The sequence below is a fragment of the Lysinibacillus sp. FSL M8-0134 genome (assembly GCF_038069745.1).
Lineage (GTDB): Bacteria > Bacillota > Bacilli > Bacillales_A > Planococcaceae > Lysinibacillus > Lysinibacillus irui.
Window position 1 is genome coordinate 3,039,060 of the sequence record NZ_JBBPAJ010000001.1, and the last position, 21,542, is coordinate 3,060,601.

The following is a 21,542-nucleotide window of genomic DNA, read 5'->3' on the forward strand; positions in this document are numbered from 1 at the left end:
ACGTTTAATCCTCCTTTTCATCTAGAATTGTGTTACCTTGCTTCAAAAAGGTTGCATACTTATTTCAATCGTTCATAACGCGCAAGTTTTTCTTTGTATTATTAGGTACTAGCCTCCAAGCTTAAGTAAAGCTAAAAAAGACTTATGTAAGTAAGAACTTATTCAAAATAAAAAAAGCGCAACACACTTATTATGAAACAGGTTGCGCTTGGTGTCAATTCAACACATTAAGGATTCTATGAATTGTTGTAAAATTTGACACATCATTGATTACGTTTTGACTGGACCAAGCAGTAATTGCAATTCTTCATTATTGACTTCTTCAAACCAATTATTACTTTGTAAAAACTCTACTTGATTAAATGAGACGATATCAGATGGTGATACCGCAAAAATAGTAGAAATAACTTCATGTAACCGTAGCTGTTCAACCTTCTTTTTACGCCATTTTTTTTCAACACAGTAACGCCAAAGTTCTTCCGCTGTAATGGCATCATATTGATAATACTTAAACTCTGCTATCTTACTATCAATTGCCGGACGAATTTTTTCAAATAGCTGCTCATACTGCATACTCATTTTGAATCATCTCCAATCAAAGTCGTAACGTAAGACATGCTTGCATACAAATAGTGTAAATGAATTTTTGCGGCTTGAGAAGGGACGGATGGCATGAGTTCTTTTGTACGGGGTACATTATTTTTAATGTTTGTCATTTTTTTATCTAAACTTTTTGGCTTCTTTTATAGAATGCAATTTATGCGTATTGCTGGTGAAGAGGCAGTCGGCATTTATATGACCGTCTATCCTGCATTTATTTTCTTCATCTCACTGATTCAACTTGGACTACCTATTGCAGTTGCTAAAATCGTAGCAGAATTACTAGCAAAAAATAAACGTGAAAGCATATTTGGTGTCATGCGTACTGCCATTCTTTGGTCATTTATTGGCATGATTGTATTTATGCCACTCGTTGCACTCACAATACCATATATTTCGACGACGCTATTACATAATGAACAGACAACATTTACGCTATGGATTGCTCTCTTTGCAGTACCTGTATCAGTTGGATCTGGTTTATTACGTGCTTATTTACAAGGTGTAGCTAAAATTACCCCAACAGCTTGGGCACAAATGATTGAGCAAGTTGTGCGTATTAGCTTTATTACACTAATGCTTCCTTATGTGGCCAACTTTAATAATGCTGCTGTGACAGCTGCGGCAGCAATGGGGATTACTCTTCTTGCGGAAGTTGTAGCCTTCCTTTATTTATGGCTGCATTATATCGTCTCCAAAAAGAGATTATTAACACGTAAAACTAAAATCGAAGGGTATCCTGCGTCTCCAATGCTTCGGATAGCGCTACCCTCCGCAGGCAGTAAGCTGTTTGGATCGTTCACTTGGTTTTTGGAACCGATTATCTTTTTAAAAGCTTTAACTGTGGCCGGCCTAACAGCATCTGCAGCCACAATTCTTTATGGTGTCATCTCAGGTGTTTTGGTGCCATTACTGCTATTCCCTGCGTTTGTGTCAACAGCATTATCGATTGTCCTCATTCCTGCTGTTAGTGATGCTGTTGCTCGTCAACATATACCACTACTACAGGAGCGAATTTCGGTCTCACTAAGATTATCTTCCTTAGTAGGCTGTTTTGCAGCTACGTATTTCTTTGTCCATGGTGATGAATTGGCTATGAAGCTCTTCCATTTAGAAGAAAATCGTGGGTACGTAAAAATTTTAGCACCTATTTTTTATTTTTATTATATCCAAAGCCCACTGCATTCCATTTTGCAGGCGATTGGAGAAGCTCGAGCGGCTATGATGAACTCCATCTATGGTGGACTGGGTAAACTATTTGTAATGTTTGTACTTGCCTCACAACCTGGTATACAGGAAAAAGGCGCCGTTGTAGCAATTGGCTTTGGTGTTTTATTAACATCCTTCTTGCACATCGCAACTGTTAGACAAAGAAAAAATTTACGTGCTGGCTTTAGGATGTTCATCGTACCATATAGTTGCTTTATTGCCGTATGCGTAGCACAGTATTTCCTTATCCCAATATTGTCCTTACCATTTATTTTGAGTAGCTGTGTTACTTTATTTTTACTTTTTACTTTTTTATTAGTGAGCAACCAGCTACGGATAACAGATTTCCGCTACATCCGAAAATTAGCAAAAAAAGTTTAAGTTTCTTTTAATTGGATGTGCAACTTATTGTCTTCCCAAATACAAAAAAATACAGTTTCACTATCTGTAATATTATTTTTAGCTAGCTCACCCATTAACCATTCCACATCTTTATGCATAGTGAATAAATGTCTTTCCTGAATATCACCGTCAATTATCAGTGGATACACGAATGATTTTTCATCTTTTTTGTAGACCGAAAGATTGCCTGAAGGCTCTAAATACGCAAATGCAACATCTGTCACAGAGGCAATTCCATTTTCTCGTAATTGCTGACATAAATCATCTAAATTATAGCGGTGTTTTCGCATTTCACTCTCTAAAATAACACCGTCCTTTATTAATAAAGCTGGATCACCATCGACTAAGTCACGAATTCTCTTGAACTTTAACGATAAAAAGGCACTTAATATTTGAATAAAAAGCAAGACGATAATAGGTAGAATGGCATTAAAAAGAGGATTTTTATAATCATCTAGCGCAAAAGCAGCCACCTCTGCAATTAAAACAAAGACAACCAAATCAATGACTGATAATTCTCCTACTTCTCGTTTGCCCATTAATCGAAAAACAATGATGATAAACACATATAAAAAACAAGTTCTAAAAATAATATGGAAATACTCTTCCATAGAAACACCCCCATACTATCAAGGTGACCTTACTCATTGTTTTTTATACAGGTTTATAGTCCGATGTCACTGAAAAAAGTGATTTGCAACGAATAGTCCTTAAAAGAAGGTAAACAATATAAAGAGCCAAATACTTAAAACAAACAAGGTGAGAACATGACAAGGAAAATAATTGTTGTCGTTTTTGTTTATATAGTTCTGTTCACTTATCCTTTTCCCATCCATGGATACCAAGAACAGAAAATACCCGTTCTTATGTACCACCATTTAGCGGAGAATATAAACAACAATACAGTTATTTCACCCAATAATTTTGAAAATCAAATAAAAGCACTTAAAGCAGAGGGTTATCATGCTATTTCAGTGCAAGAATTGTACGATTACTTCAATAATCACATAAAACTACCTGAAAAGCCTATATTGATTACATTCGATGATGGCTATCTCAGCAATTACGAAAAAGCCTATCCTATTTTGAAAAAGTATGACATGCATGCAGAAATTTTTGTGATTGCAAGCCGGATTGTTCATACAAAGAATGTCTACCCAAAGGAAATTGCCAAGATGAATTGGGATCAATTAAATGAAATGCAAGATTATATAACCATCCAAAGCCATACATGGGACTCTCATTATAAATTAACTTCAAAAAATGGAAGAGTATATGGGGCAATTTACGGTCCAAGCTATATAAATGGACAACTAGAAAGTCAGCAACAATTCGAAGAAAGAGTTCGTCATGATTTACTTTACTCAAGACAAATAATTAAAGAAAAATTAGGCTATGAGCCTATCGCTATTAGCTATCCGTACGGTAATCAATCTCCAGCTACCATTCAAATAGTAAAGGAGGCTGGTTTTAAAATGGGCTTTGTGATTCAAAATAAAAGTGTCAGAATGGGCGATGATTTATTTACGCTAAGTAGAATAACTGTAAATGGACATGATACAGGTCCTGAATTAATTCATAAATTAACTACGCAATGAAATAATACGAAGAAAGCAGGAAGGTTCGGCGTCCCTTCTGCTTTCCAATTATAAGAAAAGGCTTACAACATAGCTATTGCCTATTGTAAGCCTTTTTCTTTAATTACTTATTGTCATTGATTTTCATTGACAACTCGTCCAATTGCCTGACGGTCAAATTTCACACGTACATTGTCAGCAATTTTTAATGTCACTGCAGTGTCCTCAATTGCATCGATGACACCATGTAGACCACCAATTGTAATGACTTTATCTCCACGTTGCAAACTATTTTGCATATTTTGAGTTTGCTGCTGTCTTTTTTTAGCTGGACGGATTAAGATAAACCACATTGCAACGAACATTAATAGTATTGGTGCTAATCCTATTAATTGATCCATACTACATCTTGCCCCCTTTCTAAATCTCACTTTTTTAGTATAGACTATTCCACCTGCAAAAAGCGATGGACATGCCCAAAAATTTTCTCAATTACTAATATTTTTTCTATGATTGACAATATTTTGCTAGAAATATTCACTTTTTACAAAGTTTTGAATAACTTTTCCTAACTATAGCTCTTAGTTGACGTTATTACGCCAAAGCGAATTACTTAAAAGTTTTTCGCATTTGGGCCATTAAAGCCATATTTTTCAAAGAATTCCTCACGGAAATCACCAAGACGGTCTTGACGAATTGCCTCACGTACTTGTTCCATCAATTTTAATAGGAAATGTAAATTATGATAAGTTGTTAAACGAATTCCAAACGTTTCTTCTGTGCGAATAAGGTGGCGAATGTAGGCACGAGAATAATTTTTACATGTATAGCAATCACAGTTTGGATCTATTGGGCCAAAGTCACGTGCATATTTGGCATTTTTCACTACTAGACGTCCCTCAGAGGTCATTAGTGTACCATTACGTGCAATACGTGTTGGCAGTACACAGTCAAACATATCAATTCCACGAATAGCTCCATCAATTAAAGAGTCTGGTGAGCCAACCCCCATTAAATAACGTGGTTTATTTTCAGGCATCATTGGTGTTGTGAATTCTAAAACTCTGTTCATCACATCTTTCGGCTCACCAACAGATAAACCACCAATTGCGTAACCTGGGAAGTCTAATTCTACTAAGGCTTCTGCCGAACGGCGGCGTAAATCCTCGTACTCCCCGCCTTGAATGATACCAAATAAACCTTGGTCTTCTGGACGCTTATGTGCTTCTTTACAGCGTTTTGCCCAACGAGTTGTACGATCGACTGATTGCAACATGTATTCATGTGTTGCAGGATATGGTGGACATTCATCGAAAGCCATCATAATGTCAGAGCCTAAATCATTTTGAATTTCCATTGCTTTTTCTGGACTTAAAAATAATTTATCTCCATTTAGATGGTTACGGAAATGAACGCCTTCCTCTTCAATTTTACGGAATTGGCTTAGTGAGAACACTTGGAAACCACCTGAATCCGTTAGAATTGGACGATCCCAGTTCATAAATTTATGAAGTCCCCCTGCTTCCTTGACAATATCATTACCTGGTCGTAGCCATAAATGGTACGTATTGGACAAAATGATCCCTGCATTCATTTCTTTTAATTCTTCTGGGGACATTGTTTTAACTGTTGCTTGTGTCCCTACAGGCATAAATGCTGGTGTTTCAAAGGAGCCATGTGGTGTATGCACGATACCAAGACGAGCTCCTGTTTGTTTACAAGTATGAAGTAATTCATATCGAATTGCTGGTTGTGTCATAAAATAAAAAATCCTCTCTTATCTGAAGTAAAAACAGTACTTCGATTTAATCCCCGATTATTTTTTCGGACGTATAAACATCGCATCCCCAAAACTGAAGAAGCGATATTTTTCCTCTACAGCTTGTTGATAGGCGCTTAAAATGGTTTCGCGTGTGGCTAGTGTACTAACAAGCATGACAAGCGTTGATTTTGGTAAATGGAAATTGGTAATTAACCCATCTACCACCGTGAAGTTGTAGCCCGGATAAATGAAAATTGATGTCCAACCCTGTTCAGCCCGCACTTCGCCATCGTATTTAGAGCCAATCGTTTCTAATGTTCGTGTAGAGGTTGTCCCAACAGCTATTACCTTACCACCGTTACGCTTTACACGATTAATTGTGTCTGCTGCTTGTTCGGTAACACTATAAAATTCAGCATGCATTTCATGGTTTTCAATTGAATCTACACTCACTGGACGGAAAGTACCAAGTCCTACATGTAATGTGATAAAGACTACTTCTACACCTTTAGCTTTCACTTGCTCTAATAATTGCTCTGTCCAATGCAGTCCTGCTGTAGGCGCTGCAGCTGAGCCACGTTCTTTGGCATAAACTGTTTGGTAACGATCCTTGTCCCCTAGTTTTTCACGAATATATGGAGGCAACGGCATCTCACCAAGCTGTTCTAATATTTCATAAAAGATTCCATCGTAATGAAATTCAAATGTACGTCCGCCATGTTCAAGCTCACCCGTACAAGTCGCTGACAATAAACCATCTCCAAATGTGATAGTTGTCCCTACCTTTACACGCTTCGCTGGTTTTACAAGTGTTTCCCACTCATCTGTACCAGCTAATTGCTTCAATAGCAATACTTCTATATGTGCACCTGTTTCTTCTTTGACGCCCATTAAGCGAGCAGGTAAGACTCTTGTATCATTTAATACAAGACAGTCTCCTGCATGTAGCTCATCTAAAATATGAGCAAAATGGTGGTGCTCTACTTTATTGGAACCAGGTGTTACGACCATTAATCGACTTGCTGTACGATCGGCTAATGGTGTTTGGGCAATGAGCTCCTCTGGTAATTCAAAATCAAAATCTTCTACACGCATGAAAAAAACTTCCTTCTATTATGTTTGTTGGGGATATTCATATCCAAAATGTTCGTAAGCTAAATGTGTGGCTACTCTTCCACGTGGTGTACGCTGAATTAGGCCAATTTGCATCAAATAGGGCTCATATACATCCTCTATCGTAACCCTTTCCTCACCAATTGATGCAGCAAGTGTATCTAAGCCCACTGGACCTCCTCGGAAGCGCTCAATCATGTTCGTGACAAGTTTATGATCAATATGATCAAGACCCCTAGGATCGACTTGTAACAGTTCTAGCGCTTGCTGTGCAAGTCCCTCCGTTATCATACCATCTCCAAGCACTTGTGCATAATCTCGCACTCGTTTCAATAGACGATTGGCTATTCGGGGGGTTCCACGTGAACGCCTCGCCATTTCCATTGCCGCTACTTGCTCAATTTCCACTTCAAATAAATGAGCACTGCGCACCACAATTTCTGCAAGAGAACGATCATCGTAATATTCTAATCGTAGTAAAACTCCAAAACGGTCTCTTAGAGGGGCAGATAAGGCGCCAGCTCTTGTTGTAGCACCTACAAGGGTAAAGGGAGGTAAATCAAGTCGAACTGAACGTGCTTCTGGACCTTTCCCAACCACAATATCTAAACAGAAGTCCTCCATTGCTGGATATAACACTTCTTCAATGGCACGGGGGAGTCGATGAATTTCATCAATAAATAAAACGTCCCCAGGCTCTAGTGAACTTAAAATAGCTGCTAAATCTCCTGGACGCTCAATCGCTGGTCCACTTGTCATACGGACATTGACATTCATCTCATTCGCGATAACAGCAGCTAATGTCGTTTTCCCGAGTCCTGGAGGCCCATATAACAGCACATGATCTAAACTTTCTTGGCGAAGCTTTGCTGCTTCAATGAATATTTGTAAATTTTCCTTTACTTTATGCTGCCCAATATACTGTGCTAGTCTTTGTGGGCGTAAAGATAATTCAAATTGCTCATCATAGCTTCCTGCCTCACTTGCCATCATACGTTCAGACATGTACCTTCCCTCCTTTTCTTATTTTAATTTTAACAGTAGTTGCAGTGCTTGTTTCATAAAGGCATCTGTCGTCTCAAGCTTGTCATTATCCTCAAGCTGTGGTCGAATTTTTTCGAGCTCCTTTTCAGAATAACCAAGTGCCATTAAGGCAAGTATGGCTTCTTCTAGTTCATGTTTATAAGGTTTGACACCAAATAACGGTAGCTCATCTTCTGTACTAGGTAACTCTATTGTATCTAATAGAGAGCCTAGCTTACCTTTTAAATCTAGTATCATTTGACGAGCTGTTTTCTTCCCTACTCCAGGGAACTTTACTAAAAACGCCTCGTCTTCCCGTTCAATCGCACTAATAACCTGTTGCGGGTTGCCTGTAGCTAGAATAGCTAGAGCCCCCTTTGGTCCTATACCAGATACTAAAATTAGCTTTCTAAACAGTTCTCGTTGATCTAGATTAGGGAAACCATATAAAACCTGTGCATCTTCTCGAACATGCAAATGAACGTATATCTGTTGTTCAAGAGCAGATGCTCGAAACGCAAACGGGTTAGGGGTATTAAGTTGCCAGCCAATACCCTGTTGTTCAAGTACAATATATTCTGGTGTAATACGAGTAATTTGTCCTTTTAAATAATCATACATCCATAATCCCTCACAATCATCGTCTTCGATTATAGCATATAGCGAACGAATGCTCGACAAAAAGTAGTATGAAAAGCGTTGCTCTCAGACAAAAATGACCGCCAAATGACGGTCATTTCTTGACAAATCTATCAATATCGTACCACAGTTTTGGCCAATAGGTGAGGGCTCGTTTTGTAAATGGCACTAAATAATCTAAAAATACTAGCTGTTGCTCTAATGGTAAATCCACTGCAAAAAGCCATTCACGTAATAATTCATTCGGATATTTCAAACGATGGAGCTTTCTTTTATCCAATCGCTTCAGCTCCGGTAATTCAGCAAAAACCTTTGCAAGGTCATAATCGACAGCTGGTAATACCCGATGCAACCATAAAATATATTCATCATCCGCTTCTCCAAGATGTGCTAAATCAAAATCAATTAAACGCAATTGTCCATCAGAGCACCATAAAAAATTATGATGGACAACATCCCCATGTAAGAGTGTGATGTCTTTTTCTGGTACATCCTCTAGTGCAATCAATTGTAGCGATTTATCGCTGTAGTGCAAAATTTGATCTATTTCTTCTTTTGTTAGAAATGCTCGAAACTCATTTCTTCTACTTTTAAAACGCATATGACGCATTTGCCACTTTAAAAGTTGTGAGTAGGTATGCAAGCCTGGCACTCGCTGCCAAGCAATTTTTTTATGTGTATCATGTAAAGCAATTAATAATTTAAGAGATTCCTTACGATCCTTTTTATGTGCAAAGTTAGCGCCATGACTTCCCTCTTGCCAAACTTGCACAATTAATTGCTCATCATCGCTTTGGACTATTGGTAAAATGAGAGAAGGCTCCAATCTTCCTAACTGGCGATGAATAGCTCTCACCTTCTCCGCAATTTCCACTTGCTTTGCTCGTTTAACAAAATAATTATTCGATTGATACTTATATTTCCAAATATTTGGCTTTACCTCTTCTACTATATACGCTTTTTCACCATCGATAAGGCGTCATCCCGCCTGGGAAATAGTGCGGTGACATCCATGGTCCTGCTCCTGATGGGCACGGCGGTTGACATTGGCAAGGATCCATTTGCCAATTAGGCATCATCATTGGTTGGTTATGACAACCACAGTCTGGCATTGGCATTGGTTTTGTACCACAGCCACAAGATTGACCCATATTCATGTCTGGCATTGGCATTGGCATCGGCATTGGTTGGCTACCACAACCACAAGATTGGCCCATATTCATATCAGGCATCCCCATATTCATATTAGGCATCATATCAAATTGTGGTTTCATTTGCTCATTATGAGTAGGGAAAAACGGTGACGTAGATTCTAAAAAGTCTTCCATCCCCCCAACCTTATGATCTGGCATATCATAGGACATCGGTGGCTGTGGCATCGCATAATGCTCTACCTGTGGCTGCATCTGCATTGGCCACCACATTTGATGATGATAAATCGGCTGGTGACAACTTGAGCAATGTGGTACAACAGGCATTTGTGGCATGATATGCATTGGTGGCTGTGGTGCTGGTTGTGGCACGGGCATTGGCTTTGGTTTTGCTACTGGTGGTGGTGGCGGTGTAGGTGCTGGCGGCGGTGGTGGCTGTATTTGTACGGGTGGTGGAGTAACAGTTTGTTCTACTTGTGGCATTACCACTTGTTGGTGCCAATTCATTTCCACAGGCTGCGGTACCCACATCGGTTGTTGGGGCATCTGCATTGGCATTGGCATTGGTATAGGTATTGGAATCATTTGTGGTTCTGGCATTGGCATAGGAGCTGGTGGTGGTGGTACAATCGGCGGTGGCGGTGGCATCGGTCGTTGTACCTCCTTTTTAGGGCTTTCCTTTGTCGGTGTCTCCTTATGCACTTGTGTTTCCTTTTTCGGCATTTCTTTATGTGAATCTCTATGCGGCTCTTTGTTTATTTTTTCAGGCAATATAATCTCCATGCCTGGAACAATATAGTCTGGGTTGGCAAGATGGACATTGAGCCGCTTCAAATCTTCAAACGAAATGCCGTACTCTTTCGCAATCTTCCACAATGTGTCTCCCTTTTGAACAATATGAATACGCAATTTTTTCCTCCCTTCCTCTCTACGTATCATATGTTCAATGTTTCATTTGGATACAAAAATTTCAGCAAGTAAGAAATGCTTCATGGTACACTTAATCATAAGGAATGCGGATTCCTTTACTATGAGCAGAGGTGAACTCTTATGAAAAAAATGTTAGGCGAAGAACGCCGACTGCAACTATTAACACAATTAAAAAAAAGTAAAACTCCTATAACTGGGACAGACTTGGCTAAGTTTGCTAATGTTTCTAGACAAGTGATCGTCAATGATATGACTTTATTAAAGGCAAGAAATGAGCCCATTATTGCAACGAGTCAGGGCTACCTTTATATGCATCAGGAACATTTACAGCAAACTGTTGAACGCACTCTCCCTTGTTTGCATACCTCTGATCAAACAGAAGATGAATTAATGACGATTGTTGATTGTGGTGGTACAGTGAAAAATGTCATTGTCGAGCACCCAATATACGGAGAACTCATAGCATCGATTATGGTATCTAACCGTCATGAAGTGAAACAATTTATAGAACGTGTTAACGAAACACAGGCAAATTATTTATCAGCTCTCACAGGCGGCATTCATTTGCATGTTATTACTGCACCTTCTGTTGAGGTATTAACTTTGATTGAACAAGCTCTAGAAAAAAAGGGATACTTAGTGCAAGATCAATAAATAAAAAAGCACCGTCTGGGATATCATGTCAAACGGTGCTTTGTGTTTTATTGTAGGTATAGTCTTCTCTCCGCGGGTACCCCTATCATATTAGGAGAGGAATCTTTGTCGTTGAGAAGGTGTTGGCAAAAGACATTCACTTTTCTGACCGAATAAACGATAGCGATATTTGGCAAATAGGCGGTATAGCGCATTGCGTATAAATGGTGGCACGAGGATGAAAAGATACAAGCAAGGCCACAGCCTATCTAATTTCTTACATATTTTTAGAGCAGCTGTTGATTCAAAAAAAACTTGCCCATGTTCAATAAGAATCACACTATCTATATTCTTTGAAATATTGAACTGCGCTAGTAGGTTTTGGCCAAAATCACTTTGAAGTGAGGCAAATTGAAAATAGCCAGCTTGATCACGCTTAATAATAAATTGAACCGTGCTATCACAAAAATTACAGACACCATCAAATAAAATGATCCCACCCATCACATTTCCTCCTTATCGTTACTCTGCATCGTCTGAAGTTAAATAAGTAAAGTAGGTACCCAGTGACTTGACCTTACAGCCTAGGGCAGCAAGCTCTTCCATTGCCCCACGCATCATCGGTTCTTTTTCATCTGCTAATACATCAATCATGAAGAAATAATCGCCTAAACCTGTTTTAAGTGGACGTGATTCAATTTTACTTAAATTCAGTTGACGCCAGGCAAAAACAGAAAGCACCTGATGTAACGCCCCTGAACGATCAGTCGGCAATGTTATCATAAATGTCGTTTTTGCTTGCCCCTCTGATAGCTCTTGTGGCAAGCGTTTATTTTGTTTAGACAATACAAAGAAGCGTGTATGGTTAAAATGGAAATCATGGATATTCGACTCCACTATTTCAAGGCCATACTTTTCCGCTGCCGCCGCATTACCGACTGCCGCTATACATTCTTCTGGGTTTTCAGATACATATTTTGCTGCAGCTGCAGTTGAAGTAGTTTGATGTAATGGTACATGACTGAAACGATAAAATAAATATTTATGACATTGTGCAAGCGCATGAGGATGGGAATAGACACCCTCGATCGATTGCCAATGATCCTTCTGCGCTTTATTGACCATTAAATGTTGCTGGATTTTAAGGAGTAATTCACCAGTCACATACAGTGTTGCCTCATGGAATAAGTAATCTAATGTTAACGTTACAGAACCTTCTAAGGCATTTTCTAAAGGTACGACAGCTAAATCAACCTTTCCCTCTGCGACAGCCTCAATACATTCTGGAATCGTTGCGCATGGTATAAGCCACTCATTTGGAAAAGTAGCCTTTGTTGCTAAGTATGTAAATGATGCTTCTGGTCCTAAATAGGCAATTCGATTTTCCCATTGTTGCTTTGTCATTGCAAATACCTCCTTTATGGCACAATAAGGAGCAGTCCCTCCTGTGCAATCACTGTTGGGACAGCTCCTTATTTGAGCTTTGTTATCGTATTTTTTACCTATAGACTTATTCAATACGATAATTGTCATTTTTATCAAAAATTAAAGGCTTTGAACACTACAATACTTATAATGCACCAGAACTAATCACTTCTGCTGATTCAACAAAATCTAAGCGTTTTAATTGCTGGATGAGATCATCAAGGTCACAGGTCATGCTCGTTACATCCAATGATAATGTAACATTAGCACGACCCTGAATAGGGATTGTTTGATGAATTGTCAATACATTACAATGTGTAATGGTCACCGTTTCTAAAAGCTTGGCAAGTGTTCCTTTTCTATCTTGAAGCTGTAAAAAGACTGTTAAAATGCGTTCCTGCACAATTGAATGAAAAGGAAAAACCGCATCACGATATTTGTAAAACGCACTTCGCGATAAATCCACCTGCTTTACCGCATCCCAAATGGAGGATACTGAACCACTTGATAGTAGGTGTTTCGCCTCCAAAGTTTTTTGCATTGCATCCGTTAAAACATCCTCACGAACTAAATAATATCGCTGATTCGCAACATTCTTCATACGCTTCCCCCTAAAACTCATGTCTTAATCGACAAATTCAAATTCAAACTCTTGTAGGCGTACTGTATCGCCATCTTGTGCTCCACGTTCTCGAAGAGCCTCGTCCACACCCATTGCACGCAATTGTCGAGCAAAACGACGAATTCCATCTTCACGGCTAAAGTCTGTCATTTTAAATAAACGTTCAATCGCATAACCACTAATAATAAAGGTACCATCATCATCACGAGTAATTTCGAAATCTTCGCCTTTTGCTTCATGCTTGTACATGACTGTTGCCTCTGATTGCTCCTCTAAGTCATCATATAGAGGGAATTCAGGCGTTACTTCTAATAGATCCGCAATGGCAAATAGAAGCTCTTTTAACCCTTGACGTGAAATAGCAGAAATCGGGAAGATTTGTACTTCCTCTCCGACCTTTTGGCGGAATTCCGCTAAGTTTTCTTCTGCATCTGGCATATCCATTTTATTGGCAACAATAATTTGTGGACGCTCTGTTAAACGAAGATTATATTGTTTCAGTTCTTCATTGATTGTTAAATAATCCTCATACGGATCGCGGCCTTCCATTCCTGACATATCAATGACATGAACAATAACCCGTGTACGCTCAATATGTCTTAAAAATTGATGGCCTAATCCTACCCCTTCGTGTGCTCCTTCGATTAGCCCCGGTAAATCTGCCATCGCAAAGCTTCGGTGATCATCTGTTTCAATCATCCCTAAATTCGGTACAATGGTTGTAAAATGATAAGCACCAATTTTTGGTTTAGCTGCAGAAACAACAGATAAAAGCGTTGATTTACCAACACTTGGGAAACCTACTAACCCTACATCTGCTAAAACTTTTAACTCTAATATAACATTTAATTCTTGTCCTGGCTCACCTTTTTCAGAAAGTTCTGGCGCTGGGTTAGCAGGTGTGGCAAATCTTGAATTCCCACGGCCACCGCGTCCTGCTTTTGCAATAATAGCTCTTTGTTGGTGCTCGACTAAATCGGCAATGACAGCGTTCGTTTCCTCATTGATAACCACTGTTCCTGGTGGCACTTTAATAATTAAATCATCAGCATTTTTACCATGCATGCCTTTACTCATCCCATGTTCACCACGAGGAGCCTTAAAATGGCGTTTGTAACGGAAGTCCATTAATGTACGGAGACCTTCGTCTACTTCAAATACTACATTACCACCATGTCCACCATCGCCACCTGCTGGACCACCATTGGGTACATATTTTTCACGACGAAAGGCTACCATACCGTCTCCGCCGTCGCCACCTTTAACATAAATTTTTACGTGATCGACAAACATTTAGTTCACTCCCTATTTGCACTCAAGACATATTGCCAGCGCGTATTTGACTGCTCAATTGTTTGAATGTCGAATTGTTTCAAACCTTTTTCGGTGAATGCATCAGCACTCCATAACCCATTTAGCGTGAATGTCACGGCAAATGTATGATCGTCAACACGTACATCAAGCGTTAGGATCTGCTCTGTAAACGGATCTAATGTATCATAAACATGCAAAACTGTTTTGTTTAAATAATCTACAACTTCCTGATCAATATCATTGGTCACAGGCTTTTTTATCTCACCGCTTAGCTTCCATACTAATGATGGATAACGCCATCCTGCTGTTTGTAGCCATTCTATTGTTTGTGGTAATTGTAGTCGATTGAGGATAGAAAACACTCTTAGTTGTTCTGAATAATGCTGAATAAGTTCCTTTGTTTCATCAATTCTACCTAAATCTAAATTCATGCGAATCAGTTGCAGTTGATTCACATAATCATGATTTGCAAAACGTAATACTTCACTAATGGTTAGTGATTGATTGTTCATCCCATTCACTCCAATAAAGTTATCCTTACTAGTATAACAAGTTTTGCTGTAATTTTCCCTAATTCTTTATTCAATTATGCCTTAGCATAATATGTTTCGATTGAGAAGTTAACGTGATAAACTACATTCTTCTCATCACCTATAGAAGAGGGAGACTTCTGTACCAGTTACTATGCTTTCATAAAAACATGTACTAAAAGTCATTGAAATTTAGCCAAAAAAAGGACTGCAATAAATGCAGTCCTCCGCTTTATGTTATCTTATAAAAGATTAAGCTTCTTGTGTTGCTGGGTATACAGATACTTGTTTGCGATCGCGACCTAAACGTTCGAATTTCACAACGCCGTCAACTTTAGCAAATAGTGTATCGTCACCACCACGACCTACGTTTGTACCTGGGTAAATTTTTGTACCGCGTTGACGGTAAAGAATTGAACCACCAGTTACGAATTGGCCATCAGCACGTTTAGCACCAAGTCGTTTAGACTCAGAGTCACGTCCGTTTTTAGTAGAACCAACCCCTTTTTTCGATGCGAAAAGTTGAAGGTCTAATGCTAATAATAATTTCATCGAGTTCCACCTCCTACTTGGTTGTAGTTGATTTGGATGTATTGTCCGTAATTTTGCACCATAGAATACACTTGGGCAGTCATTACTTGAACAATTAACTGTAGTTTTGCATCTATTTCAGGCTCTAAATCTAATGGTAAATCTACCTTCAGATAGCCTCCACCTTCAGCTGCTTGTTCGATTTCTGGTTGAATCTGTAATAATGCATAAATAGCATTGACTGTACCAATGGCAATAGTCGACGCTCCTGCACATACTAAATCTTTGCCAGATTCATCGTAACCAGCATGTCCTGAAAATTCGAATGCTGACACATGTCTATTTTCATCGTGATGAATCGTAACTTGTATCATTCGCTACACCTCACAATTAAGCGTTGATTGCTTCAACAACTAATTTTGTGTAAGGTTGACGGTGACCTTGTTTACGACGGTAGTTCTTTTTAGCTTTCATTTTGAAAACAACGATTTTTTTCGCACGGCCTTCTTTCACAACTTTAGCTGTTACAGTAGCGCCTTCTACGAATGGAGCGCCAACTTTAACGTTTTCGCCACCTACGAATAAAACTTTATCAAAAGTTACAACCTCGTCAGCTTCTACGCCTAATTTTTCAACATAGATTTCTTGACCAGCTTCTACTTTGATTTGTTTACCACCAGTTTCAATAATTGCGTACATTTTACTGCACCTCCTCTTAGACTCAGACTCGCCTGTTTAATAAAGGTGATCCTATCAGATACTTAAACCTTTCCAGAGCGGTTGTAGTAGCACGGGTGCTACAAACAATAACATTAAAATATTACCACATGATTTATTTTAAGTCAATCTATTCATAACATATTTTTCAAAGGCTATTCGATATTTTCGATAATGCCATTCTTTCCATGCTTGAAGCCAAATAAATAAAATGATAATTGCTAAAAAAATAGATTGTGGCAAAAAAAGCAACGTGATGAATAAAAGTATAGTCGAAACGATGAAGGATAGCCAATAATAACTTTCCACCAACTGAGCTCTTGGGTGATGTAAAAAGAGCCAGGCTAAAAATATTCTCCCCCCATCTAACGGTATGATAGGAACAATATTTACAGCCAATAACACTAGTTGCACGCTTATAAGTCTAGTAGCAAGTAGTTCAGGCATAAAAAAAGCGAGGCCAATCCCAATAATGGTAGCGATTGGTCCTCCTAATGCAATCCATAGGAGTGACGACGCTTGCACAACCGCTGGATTTTCAAATTGAATTTCTCCCCCATATGGTGTAATGACGCATGATTTCACCTTGACACCGCACAATAATGCTGCAATTAAGTGCCCTGCCTCGTGCCATAACAATGAAAATAATATAATGGCGTAATAAGCTAATTGCCCACTCAAAATCATGACAAACACAAGAGGGATGCACAGAAGATGTAATTTAATCTTCATTGGTCTCCGACATTTCGAGCCATTGTACAATTTGCTCTAAATCGTAATGGGTATCTCCCTTTTCAATGGAAAGATAAAGTTGACCCGCTTCTTTCATGCCAATTAAATCATTTGCTTGAATAGATGTATAAGGTAGTTGTGCTAAACTATCTAGCATCCCATAAGATACTGTTGTACCATCTTCGTAACTAATGGTCATGGTCTTACCTGTATACTTTGTATGTCCAGTAAAAACAACTAAGCCTGTCTGACCAGCATAGACTGGCAAACCTACATCATACTGCAATAAATAGCCTTCTTTAAAAACTTGGGCGTTGGCAAATGTTAAAAGATCTGCTTGCCCTACATCACTAGATACCATGATCGTCTCTTTTTCTTTTTCGAACCAGCTTTGCCCGAGCTCACTTAAATACGTTAAATCAGCAGAGGTTGTCACAAGCTTCCGAACAGGTGTATCCACTACACCCTGATCCTCTAAACGAATTACAAGCATAATTGCTGCCACAAGTAATATCGTGACGAACCATTTCCATTTTTTAAACAAGCTCTCATCCTTTTTTCCACACTATATGAGATTGCATGTCCAAACATGCACAAGAAAAAACCTTCTCGTACAATTGCACGAAAAGGTTTTAATTTATTTTGAAAATAGCGCTTTAAGTTTAGAAAACATTCCTCTTTGCTCGTCTTGAATAGCCATCAAAGGCACCGATTCACCTAAAATACGACGAGCGATATTTCGATAGCCTAATGATGCTTTATTGGATGGGTCCATGACGATTGGCTCCCCTTTATTTGAAGAAGAAATTACTCCTTCACTATCTACAATAATACCTAATAAATCAATAGATAGATGGGTTGTAATTTCATTGACATCCAATGTGTCACCGCTCTTCATCATATGTTGTCGTATACGGTTAATGATTAGTTTAGGTGCTGTAATTTCCTCTTGCTCAAGTAAACCGATAATTCGATCCGCATCACGAACAGCAGAAATCTCAGGTGTTGTGACAACAATCGCATGATCTGCACCAGCAACGGCATTACGATAGCCTTGTTCTATACCAGCAGGACAGTCAATTAACACATAATCATAATCTCTTTTCAATTCCTCTACTAAGCTCTTCATTTGCTCTGGGGTAACAGCATTTTTATCTGTTGTTTGAGCAGCAGGTAATAAAAATAGTTTTTCATCTACGCGCTTATCCTTAATTAATGCTTGGTGAATTTTGCAGCGTCCTTCCACCACATCAACTAGGTCATAAATAATACGATTTTCTAGGCCTAAAATTACATCTAAATTACGCAGGCCAATATCTGTATCGACTAAACATACTTTTTTACCTTGTAGAGCCAATGCAGTCCCAAGGTTAGCCGTTGTCGTTGTTTTACCGACACCGCCTTTACCTGAAGTTATGACGATCGCTTCTCCCACACTAGCTTCCTCCCTTAGACACATTTAACAATGGTCGAATATTTTTTAAGGCATGAATTTGATCGTACGTAATCCGTCCATCGTAGCCAATAAAAGCACAAGTCATTTCTGCTTGATTCATCGCTTTTACATGTTCATCTGACATTGCCTGAGCTTGATCGGCAATCATGATATGTGTGGCTTCGAATCGAGATGCCGCAATGATGGCTTCTTTATTACCATGCACGCCTGCATGTGCAATCCCTTTCAATTTACCTAGGACATATACATTACCACCAGCCTCTACACGACCATTCGGATTTACATTTCCAACGATGATAATGTCTCCTGACGAACGCAGAATTTGTCCTGATCTGACCACGCCAATATATGTATCTTGTTGACTTTCAATCATTTTCTGGTTGCTTTCATGGACAGTCAGTACTTCACTTTGCACCTTTGATACAATAAGTTGCTCTGTTTCTTCGACAATTTTGATCAATTCATTAATTTGGTCATCAGTACAGTATCGATAGCCTAAGTATAATTGTACATCTACTTTACCATCGATACCGCCTTCTAAAACTTTTTTCTTTAATTCTTCCACTAACTCGCCATACGCACATTGGTCGTCTAGGCGTAGTACAAAACCGTCCTTCGTTCCCTTCATATTAACTAACTGTTTTTTCATGAATGCCTCACCTCACGTTGTTCTTTATTAAGAAACTTCACGTGCTCTCTGTAAGACACGCGCATTAATTAGATATTTGAAGGCCCAACCAAGAATCATTAAAAATAAAGCATTGGCAATGATTGTTGGCAATAGTCGTGAACGTAAGAAATCCGCTAAAGGTATTGCTGTAAAATCGATTAAGAAGAAGAATTGATAGAGTATAAATTCTAAAATTGCTACTAGAACAACTGAAATTGTCGTTGTCACAACTAAGTGCTGATGTATAACTTTCACGATAGACCCTGCTAAAAAACAAATAAGTGGATAAAGTACTGAATATAATCCAATAATATCAATGTAAAAGACATCATACAAGACACCAAAAAAAAGTCCATACATTACCGCACGTTGACGGCTGTAATAGATGGATATAAAAATTAAATATAAGATTAAAAAACGCGGTATCAGATAATAGACTTCCCCTTTAATTTCAATTGGGGAAAGCATGGCAAACTCTGGTTCTACTAAGAACAGTAAAACCGCCACAGAGGGAATGAGAAATCGAACCATCACTCCGCCTCCTCTTTATTCGCCTCTGGCGGATTCGATAAATCCTTATTTGTTGCATTGCCATCTGAGCCATCAATAGCTGTTGACGTACGCTTTGCAATCACGACATGCTCTAAAATTGAAAACTCATCAGATGGTTTGACATAAGCCATTTTCGTTAAGCCATGATCATCTGTACTAACTTCTGTAATTTCTCCAATCGGGACACCTTTAGGGAAAATTCCACCAAGCCCTGAAGAAACTACTTGCTCGCCTTCCTTAACCTTCATGCTAGAATCGATTCGCTTCATAATGAGTTCATTACGTTCTTCATCAAAGCCCTCGATTAAACCGTATGCTTCTTTTTCTCCTAACACCATCGCAGATACACGATAGTTTGGATTATTTGTATATAAAAGCTCTACCTCAGATGTGAAAGGTGTTACTAGTGTAATCTTACCAACTAGTCCTTTCGCCGTCATAACTGCCATATTCTTTTGAACTCCATGAGAAGACCCTTTATCTAAAATAATTTTCTCTTCCCATTGGTCAGGATTTCTAGCAATCACTGTTGCATGAATTGGATTAAATGCTTTTAAGCTCTCAGTTTTACCCAATAGCTCTCGAAGCTTGCTATTCTCTGATTTTAAATCCGTAGCCTCAGCTTGTACAACTGCAAAATCTTCTAAGCGTGCTTTTAAACGTTTATTTTCTTCGTACGTGTTTAAGAGGGAGTCAATATTATTAAAAATGCCATTAATATAATTTGCCGGCTTCGCAACAATTGATTGTGCGACGCCGACAGTATCTTTAATAATTTGCTCTGGTAAAGTTGCATTCGTCCGATCACGTAATGAGAAGCTAATCAATGCCACAAGAAATACCATGCCTACGAGCAGCAAAATTACTTTCTTATTGAAAAAAAAGTGTGGCATTGCCTAAACCCCCTTACCCTTTAACTTGTTGTTGACGAATTAAGTCGATATGATCTAAAGCCTTACCTGTACCGATTGCTACACAGTCTAACGGATCTTCCGCGATAAATACTGGCATGTTTGTTTCTTGGCTAATCACTTTGTCCAAGTTAGTTAATAGCGCACCACCACCAGTTAAAACAATTCCGCGTTCCATAACGTCAGCAGACAATTCAGGAGGAGTTTGTTCTAATGTTTTTCGAACACCATCAATTATAGATGCAACAGCTTCACGTAATGATTCAGAAATTTCCTGTGAAGAAATTTCAATTGTCTTCGGTAAACCAGTTAACAGGTCACGTCCTCTAATTTCCATTTTTTCCTCTGAACCTTCTGCTAAGGCAGTACCAATTTCCATTTTCACAGCTTCTGCTGTACGTTCACCAATTGTTAAATTATACGTTTTACGAATATATGAGATGATAGATTGGTCCATAGCATCCCCACCAACACGTACAGATTCACTTGTTACAATACCACCTAATGAAATAACTGCAACTTCTGTTGTACCACCACCGATATCAACAACCATTGAGCCAGTAGGATCCCATACAGGTAGATTAGAACCGATCGCTGCTGCAAATGGCTCTTCGATTGTGAAAGCCTCTTTTGCACCGGCTTGTCGAGCAGCATCAATAACCGCACGTTGTTCAACTGATGTAATACCGTACGGCACACAAATCATAACATTTGGTTTTTTCCAGTTACCGCCGGAGTTTTTACATGCTTCTTTTAAATAATACTCAATCATTGCTGTTGTAATATCGAAATCAGCAATAACACCATCTTTCATTGGGCGAATTGCTACGATTGAGCCAGGTGTACGACCAATCATATTTTTCGCATCATTACCAACGGCAACGATATCTCCTGTTTTTGTATTTTTTGCTACCACTGAAGGTTCACGTAAAACGATTCCCTTTCCTTTAATAAACACTAATGTATTCGCTGTGCCGAGGTCAATCCCGACATCTTTACTTCCTAGTCCAAACAAATTGTGTACTCCCTTTCTATATAAGCCA

General features: G+C 38.8%; 27 protein-coding genes and 1 other annotated feature. Of the genes, 3 read left to right on the top strand and 24 right to left on the bottom strand.

Annotation, left to right across the window (positions count from 1 at the left end; translation table 11 throughout):
* Positions 1–270: 270 nt before the first annotated feature.
* Positions 271–579 (bottom strand): post-transcriptional regulator, encoded by a 309-nt coding sequence (locus MKY49_RS15530; protein ID WP_274793917.1) that lies wholly within the window; start codon positions 577–579, stop codon positions 271–273.
* 93 nt (positions 580–672) lie between these two features.
* Here MKY49_RS15530 and MKY49_RS15535 point away from each other — a divergent pair, with 93 nt between their 5' ends.
* Positions 673–2,190 (top strand): putative polysaccharide biosynthesis protein, encoded by a 1,518-nt coding sequence (locus MKY49_RS15535; RefSeq protein ID WP_274793918.1) that lies wholly within the window; start codon positions 673–675, stop codon positions 2,188–2,190.
* On the opposite strand, the gene MKY49_RS15540 is transcribed toward MKY49_RS15535, so the two are convergent.
* Positions 2,187–2,822 (bottom strand): DUF421 domain-containing protein, encoded by a 636-nt coding sequence (locus tag MKY49_RS15540; protein ID WP_341386620.1) that lies wholly within the window; start codon positions 2,820–2,822, stop codon positions 2,187–2,189. The two genes, MKY49_RS15535 and MKY49_RS15540, sit on opposite strands and share 4 nt — an antisense overlap.
* 156 nt (positions 2,823–2,978) lie before the next feature.
* On the opposite strand from MKY49_RS15540, the gene MKY49_RS15545 reads away from it, so the two are divergent.
* Positions 2,979–3,809: a polysaccharide deacetylase family protein gene (locus MKY49_RS15545; RefSeq protein WP_341386621.1), complete on the top strand. Its 831-nt coding sequence runs from the start codon at positions 2,979–2,981 to the stop codon at positions 3,807–3,809.
* A gap of 113 nt (positions 3,810–3,922) precedes the next feature.
* On the opposite strand, the gene yajC is transcribed toward MKY49_RS15545, so the two are convergent.
* The 7 genes from yajC to MKY49_RS15580 all read right to left on the bottom strand — a co-directional run bounded on the left by yajC (position 3,923) and on the right by MKY49_RS15580 (position 10,385).
* Complete coding sequence (yajC, locus tag MKY49_RS15550) at positions 3,923–4,189, bottom strand: preprotein translocase subunit YajC (RefSeq protein WP_274793921.1); 267 nt, start codon at positions 4,187–4,189, stop codon at positions 3,923–3,925.
* A 212-nt stretch (positions 4,190–4,401) separates the two neighbouring features.
* A complete protein-coding gene (gene tgt / locus MKY49_RS15555) occupies positions 4,402–5,547 on the bottom strand; it encodes a tRNA guanosine(34) transglycosylase Tgt (RefSeq protein ID WP_274793922.1) in 1,146 nt (381 codons plus the stop codon).
* Positions 5,548–5,604: 57 nt separating this feature from the next.
* Positions 5,605–6,645 (bottom strand): tRNA preQ1(34) S-adenosylmethionine ribosyltransferase-isomerase QueA, encoded by a 1,041-nt coding sequence (gene queA, locus MKY49_RS15560; RefSeq protein ID WP_274793924.1) that lies wholly within the window; start codon positions 6,643–6,645, stop codon positions 5,605–5,607.
* Positions 6,646–6,663: 18 nt separating this feature from the next.
* Complete coding sequence (gene ruvB / locus MKY49_RS15565) at positions 6,664–7,668, bottom strand: Holliday junction branch migration DNA helicase RuvB (RefSeq protein ID WP_274793925.1); 1,005 nt, start codon at positions 7,666–7,668, stop codon at positions 6,664–6,666.
* 18 nt (positions 7,669–7,686) lie between these two features.
* Complete coding sequence (gene ruvA / locus MKY49_RS15570) at positions 7,687–8,307, bottom strand: Holliday junction branch migration protein RuvA (RefSeq protein ID WP_341386622.1); 621 nt, start codon at positions 8,305–8,307, stop codon at positions 7,687–7,689.
* Positions 8,308–8,419: 112 nt separating this feature from the next.
* On the bottom strand, positions 8,420–9,298 hold the full coding sequence (locus MKY49_RS15575; RefSeq protein WP_312506780.1) for an aminoglycoside phosphotransferase family protein: 879 nt from the start codon (positions 9,296–9,298) through the stop codon (positions 8,420–8,422).
* Entirely contained in the window at positions 9,288–10,385 is a 1,098-nt protein-coding gene (locus tag MKY49_RS15580) for a LysM peptidoglycan-binding domain-containing protein (protein WP_274793927.1), read from the bottom strand. Before MKY49_RS15580 ends, MKY49_RS15575 begins: the two co-directional genes overlap by 11 nt.
* A 141-nt stretch (positions 10,386–10,526) precedes the next feature.
* Between MKY49_RS15580 and MKY49_RS15585 the strand changes: the two genes are divergently transcribed.
* A complete protein-coding gene (locus MKY49_RS15585; protein WP_274793928.1) occupies positions 10,527–11,060 on the top strand; it encodes a transcription repressor NadR in 534 nt (177 codons plus the stop codon).
* 90 nt (positions 11,061–11,150) lie between these two features.
* Here the strand turns inward: MKY49_RS15585 and MKY49_RS15590 are convergent, their stop codons facing one another.
* From MKY49_RS15590 to MKY49_RS15660, 15 genes are all read right to left on the bottom strand, one after another.
* Entirely contained in the window at positions 11,151–11,543 is a 393-nt protein-coding gene (locus MKY49_RS15590; RefSeq protein WP_274793929.1) for a thiol-disulfide oxidoreductase DCC family protein, read from the bottom strand.
* A gap of 18 nt (positions 11,544–11,561) precedes the next feature.
* On the bottom strand, positions 11,562–12,443 hold the full coding sequence (gene pheA, locus MKY49_RS15595) for a prephenate dehydratase (protein WP_274793930.1): 882 nt from the start codon (positions 12,441–12,443) through the stop codon (positions 11,562–11,564).
* A gap of 166 nt (positions 12,444–12,609) precedes the next feature.
* Positions 12,610–13,065, bottom strand: a complete 456-nt coding sequence (locus MKY49_RS15600) for an ACT domain-containing protein (protein ID WP_004226679.1) — start codon at positions 13,063–13,065, stop codon at positions 12,610–12,612.
* 24 nt (positions 13,066–13,089) lie between these two features.
* Positions 13,090–14,379, bottom strand: a complete 1,290-nt coding sequence (gene obgE, locus MKY49_RS15605; RefSeq protein ID WP_274793931.1) for a GTPase ObgE — start codon at positions 14,377–14,379, stop codon at positions 13,090–13,092.
* Positions 14,380–14,384: 5 nt separating this feature from the next.
* Positions 14,385–14,912, bottom strand: a complete 528-nt coding sequence (locus MKY49_RS15610) for a Spo0B domain-containing protein (RefSeq protein WP_341386623.1) — start codon at positions 14,910–14,912, stop codon at positions 14,385–14,387.
* 270 nt (positions 14,913–15,182) lie between these two features.
* Complete coding sequence (gene rpmA / locus MKY49_RS15615; protein WP_024363181.1) at positions 15,183–15,482, bottom strand: 50S ribosomal protein L27; 300 nt, start codon at positions 15,480–15,482, stop codon at positions 15,183–15,185.
* Complete coding sequence (locus tag MKY49_RS15620; protein ID WP_274793933.1) at positions 15,479–15,835, bottom strand: ribosomal-processing cysteine protease Prp; 357 nt, start codon at positions 15,833–15,835, stop codon at positions 15,479–15,481. Before MKY49_RS15620 ends, rpmA begins: the two co-directional genes overlap by 4 nt.
* Before the next feature lie 16 nt (positions 15,836–15,851).
* The gene (gene rplU, locus MKY49_RS15625; RefSeq protein WP_274793934.1) at positions 15,852–16,160 is read right to left on the bottom strand and encodes a 50S ribosomal protein L21; all 309 of its coding nucleotides are present in this window, start codon (positions 16,158–16,160) and stop codon (positions 15,852–15,854) included.
* A 14-nt stretch (positions 16,161–16,174) separates the two neighbouring features.
* Positions 16,175–16,253, bottom strand: a sequence feature (ribosomal protein L21 leader region).
* Positions 16,254–16,298: 45 nt separating this feature from the next.
* On the bottom strand, positions 16,299–16,910 hold the full coding sequence (locus MKY49_RS15630) for a stage IV sporulation protein FB (protein ID WP_274793935.1): 612 nt from the start codon (positions 16,908–16,910) through the stop codon (positions 16,299–16,301).
* On the bottom strand, positions 16,900–17,454 hold the full coding sequence (locus MKY49_RS15635) for a peptidoglycan DD-metalloendopeptidase family protein (RefSeq protein ID WP_341386624.1): 555 nt from the start codon (positions 17,452–17,454) through the stop codon (positions 16,900–16,902). The genes MKY49_RS15630 and MKY49_RS15635 overlap by 11 nt, the downstream gene beginning before the upstream one ends.
* 93 nt (positions 17,455–17,547) lie before the next feature.
* Positions 17,548–18,345, bottom strand: a complete 798-nt coding sequence (gene minD, locus MKY49_RS15640) for a septum site-determining protein MinD (protein WP_274793937.1) — start codon at positions 18,343–18,345, stop codon at positions 17,548–17,550.
* Position 18,346: 1 nt separating this feature from the next.
* Positions 18,347–19,015 carry a septum site-determining protein MinC gene (minC, locus tag MKY49_RS15645; protein ID WP_274793938.1) on the bottom strand — a complete coding sequence of 223 codons (669 nt, stop codon included), beginning with the start codon at positions 19,013–19,015 and terminating at the stop codon, positions 18,347–18,349.
* A gap of 27 nt (positions 19,016–19,042) precedes the next feature.
* Positions 19,043–19,567 (bottom strand): rod shape-determining protein MreD, encoded by a 525-nt coding sequence (gene mreD, locus MKY49_RS15650; protein ID WP_274793939.1) that lies wholly within the window; start codon positions 19,565–19,567, stop codon positions 19,043–19,045.
* On the bottom strand, positions 19,567–20,481 hold the full coding sequence (mreC, locus tag MKY49_RS15655) for a rod shape-determining protein MreC (RefSeq protein WP_341386625.1): 915 nt from the start codon (positions 20,479–20,481) through the stop codon (positions 19,567–19,569). Before mreC ends, mreD begins: the two co-directional genes overlap by 1 nt.
* Before the next feature lie 13 nt (positions 20,482–20,494).
* Positions 20,495–21,514 carry a rod shape-determining protein gene (locus MKY49_RS15660; protein WP_274793941.1) on the bottom strand — a complete coding sequence of 340 codons (1,020 nt, stop codon included), beginning with the start codon at positions 21,512–21,514 and terminating at the stop codon, positions 20,495–20,497.
* Positions 21,515–21,542 lie beyond the last annotated feature (28 nt).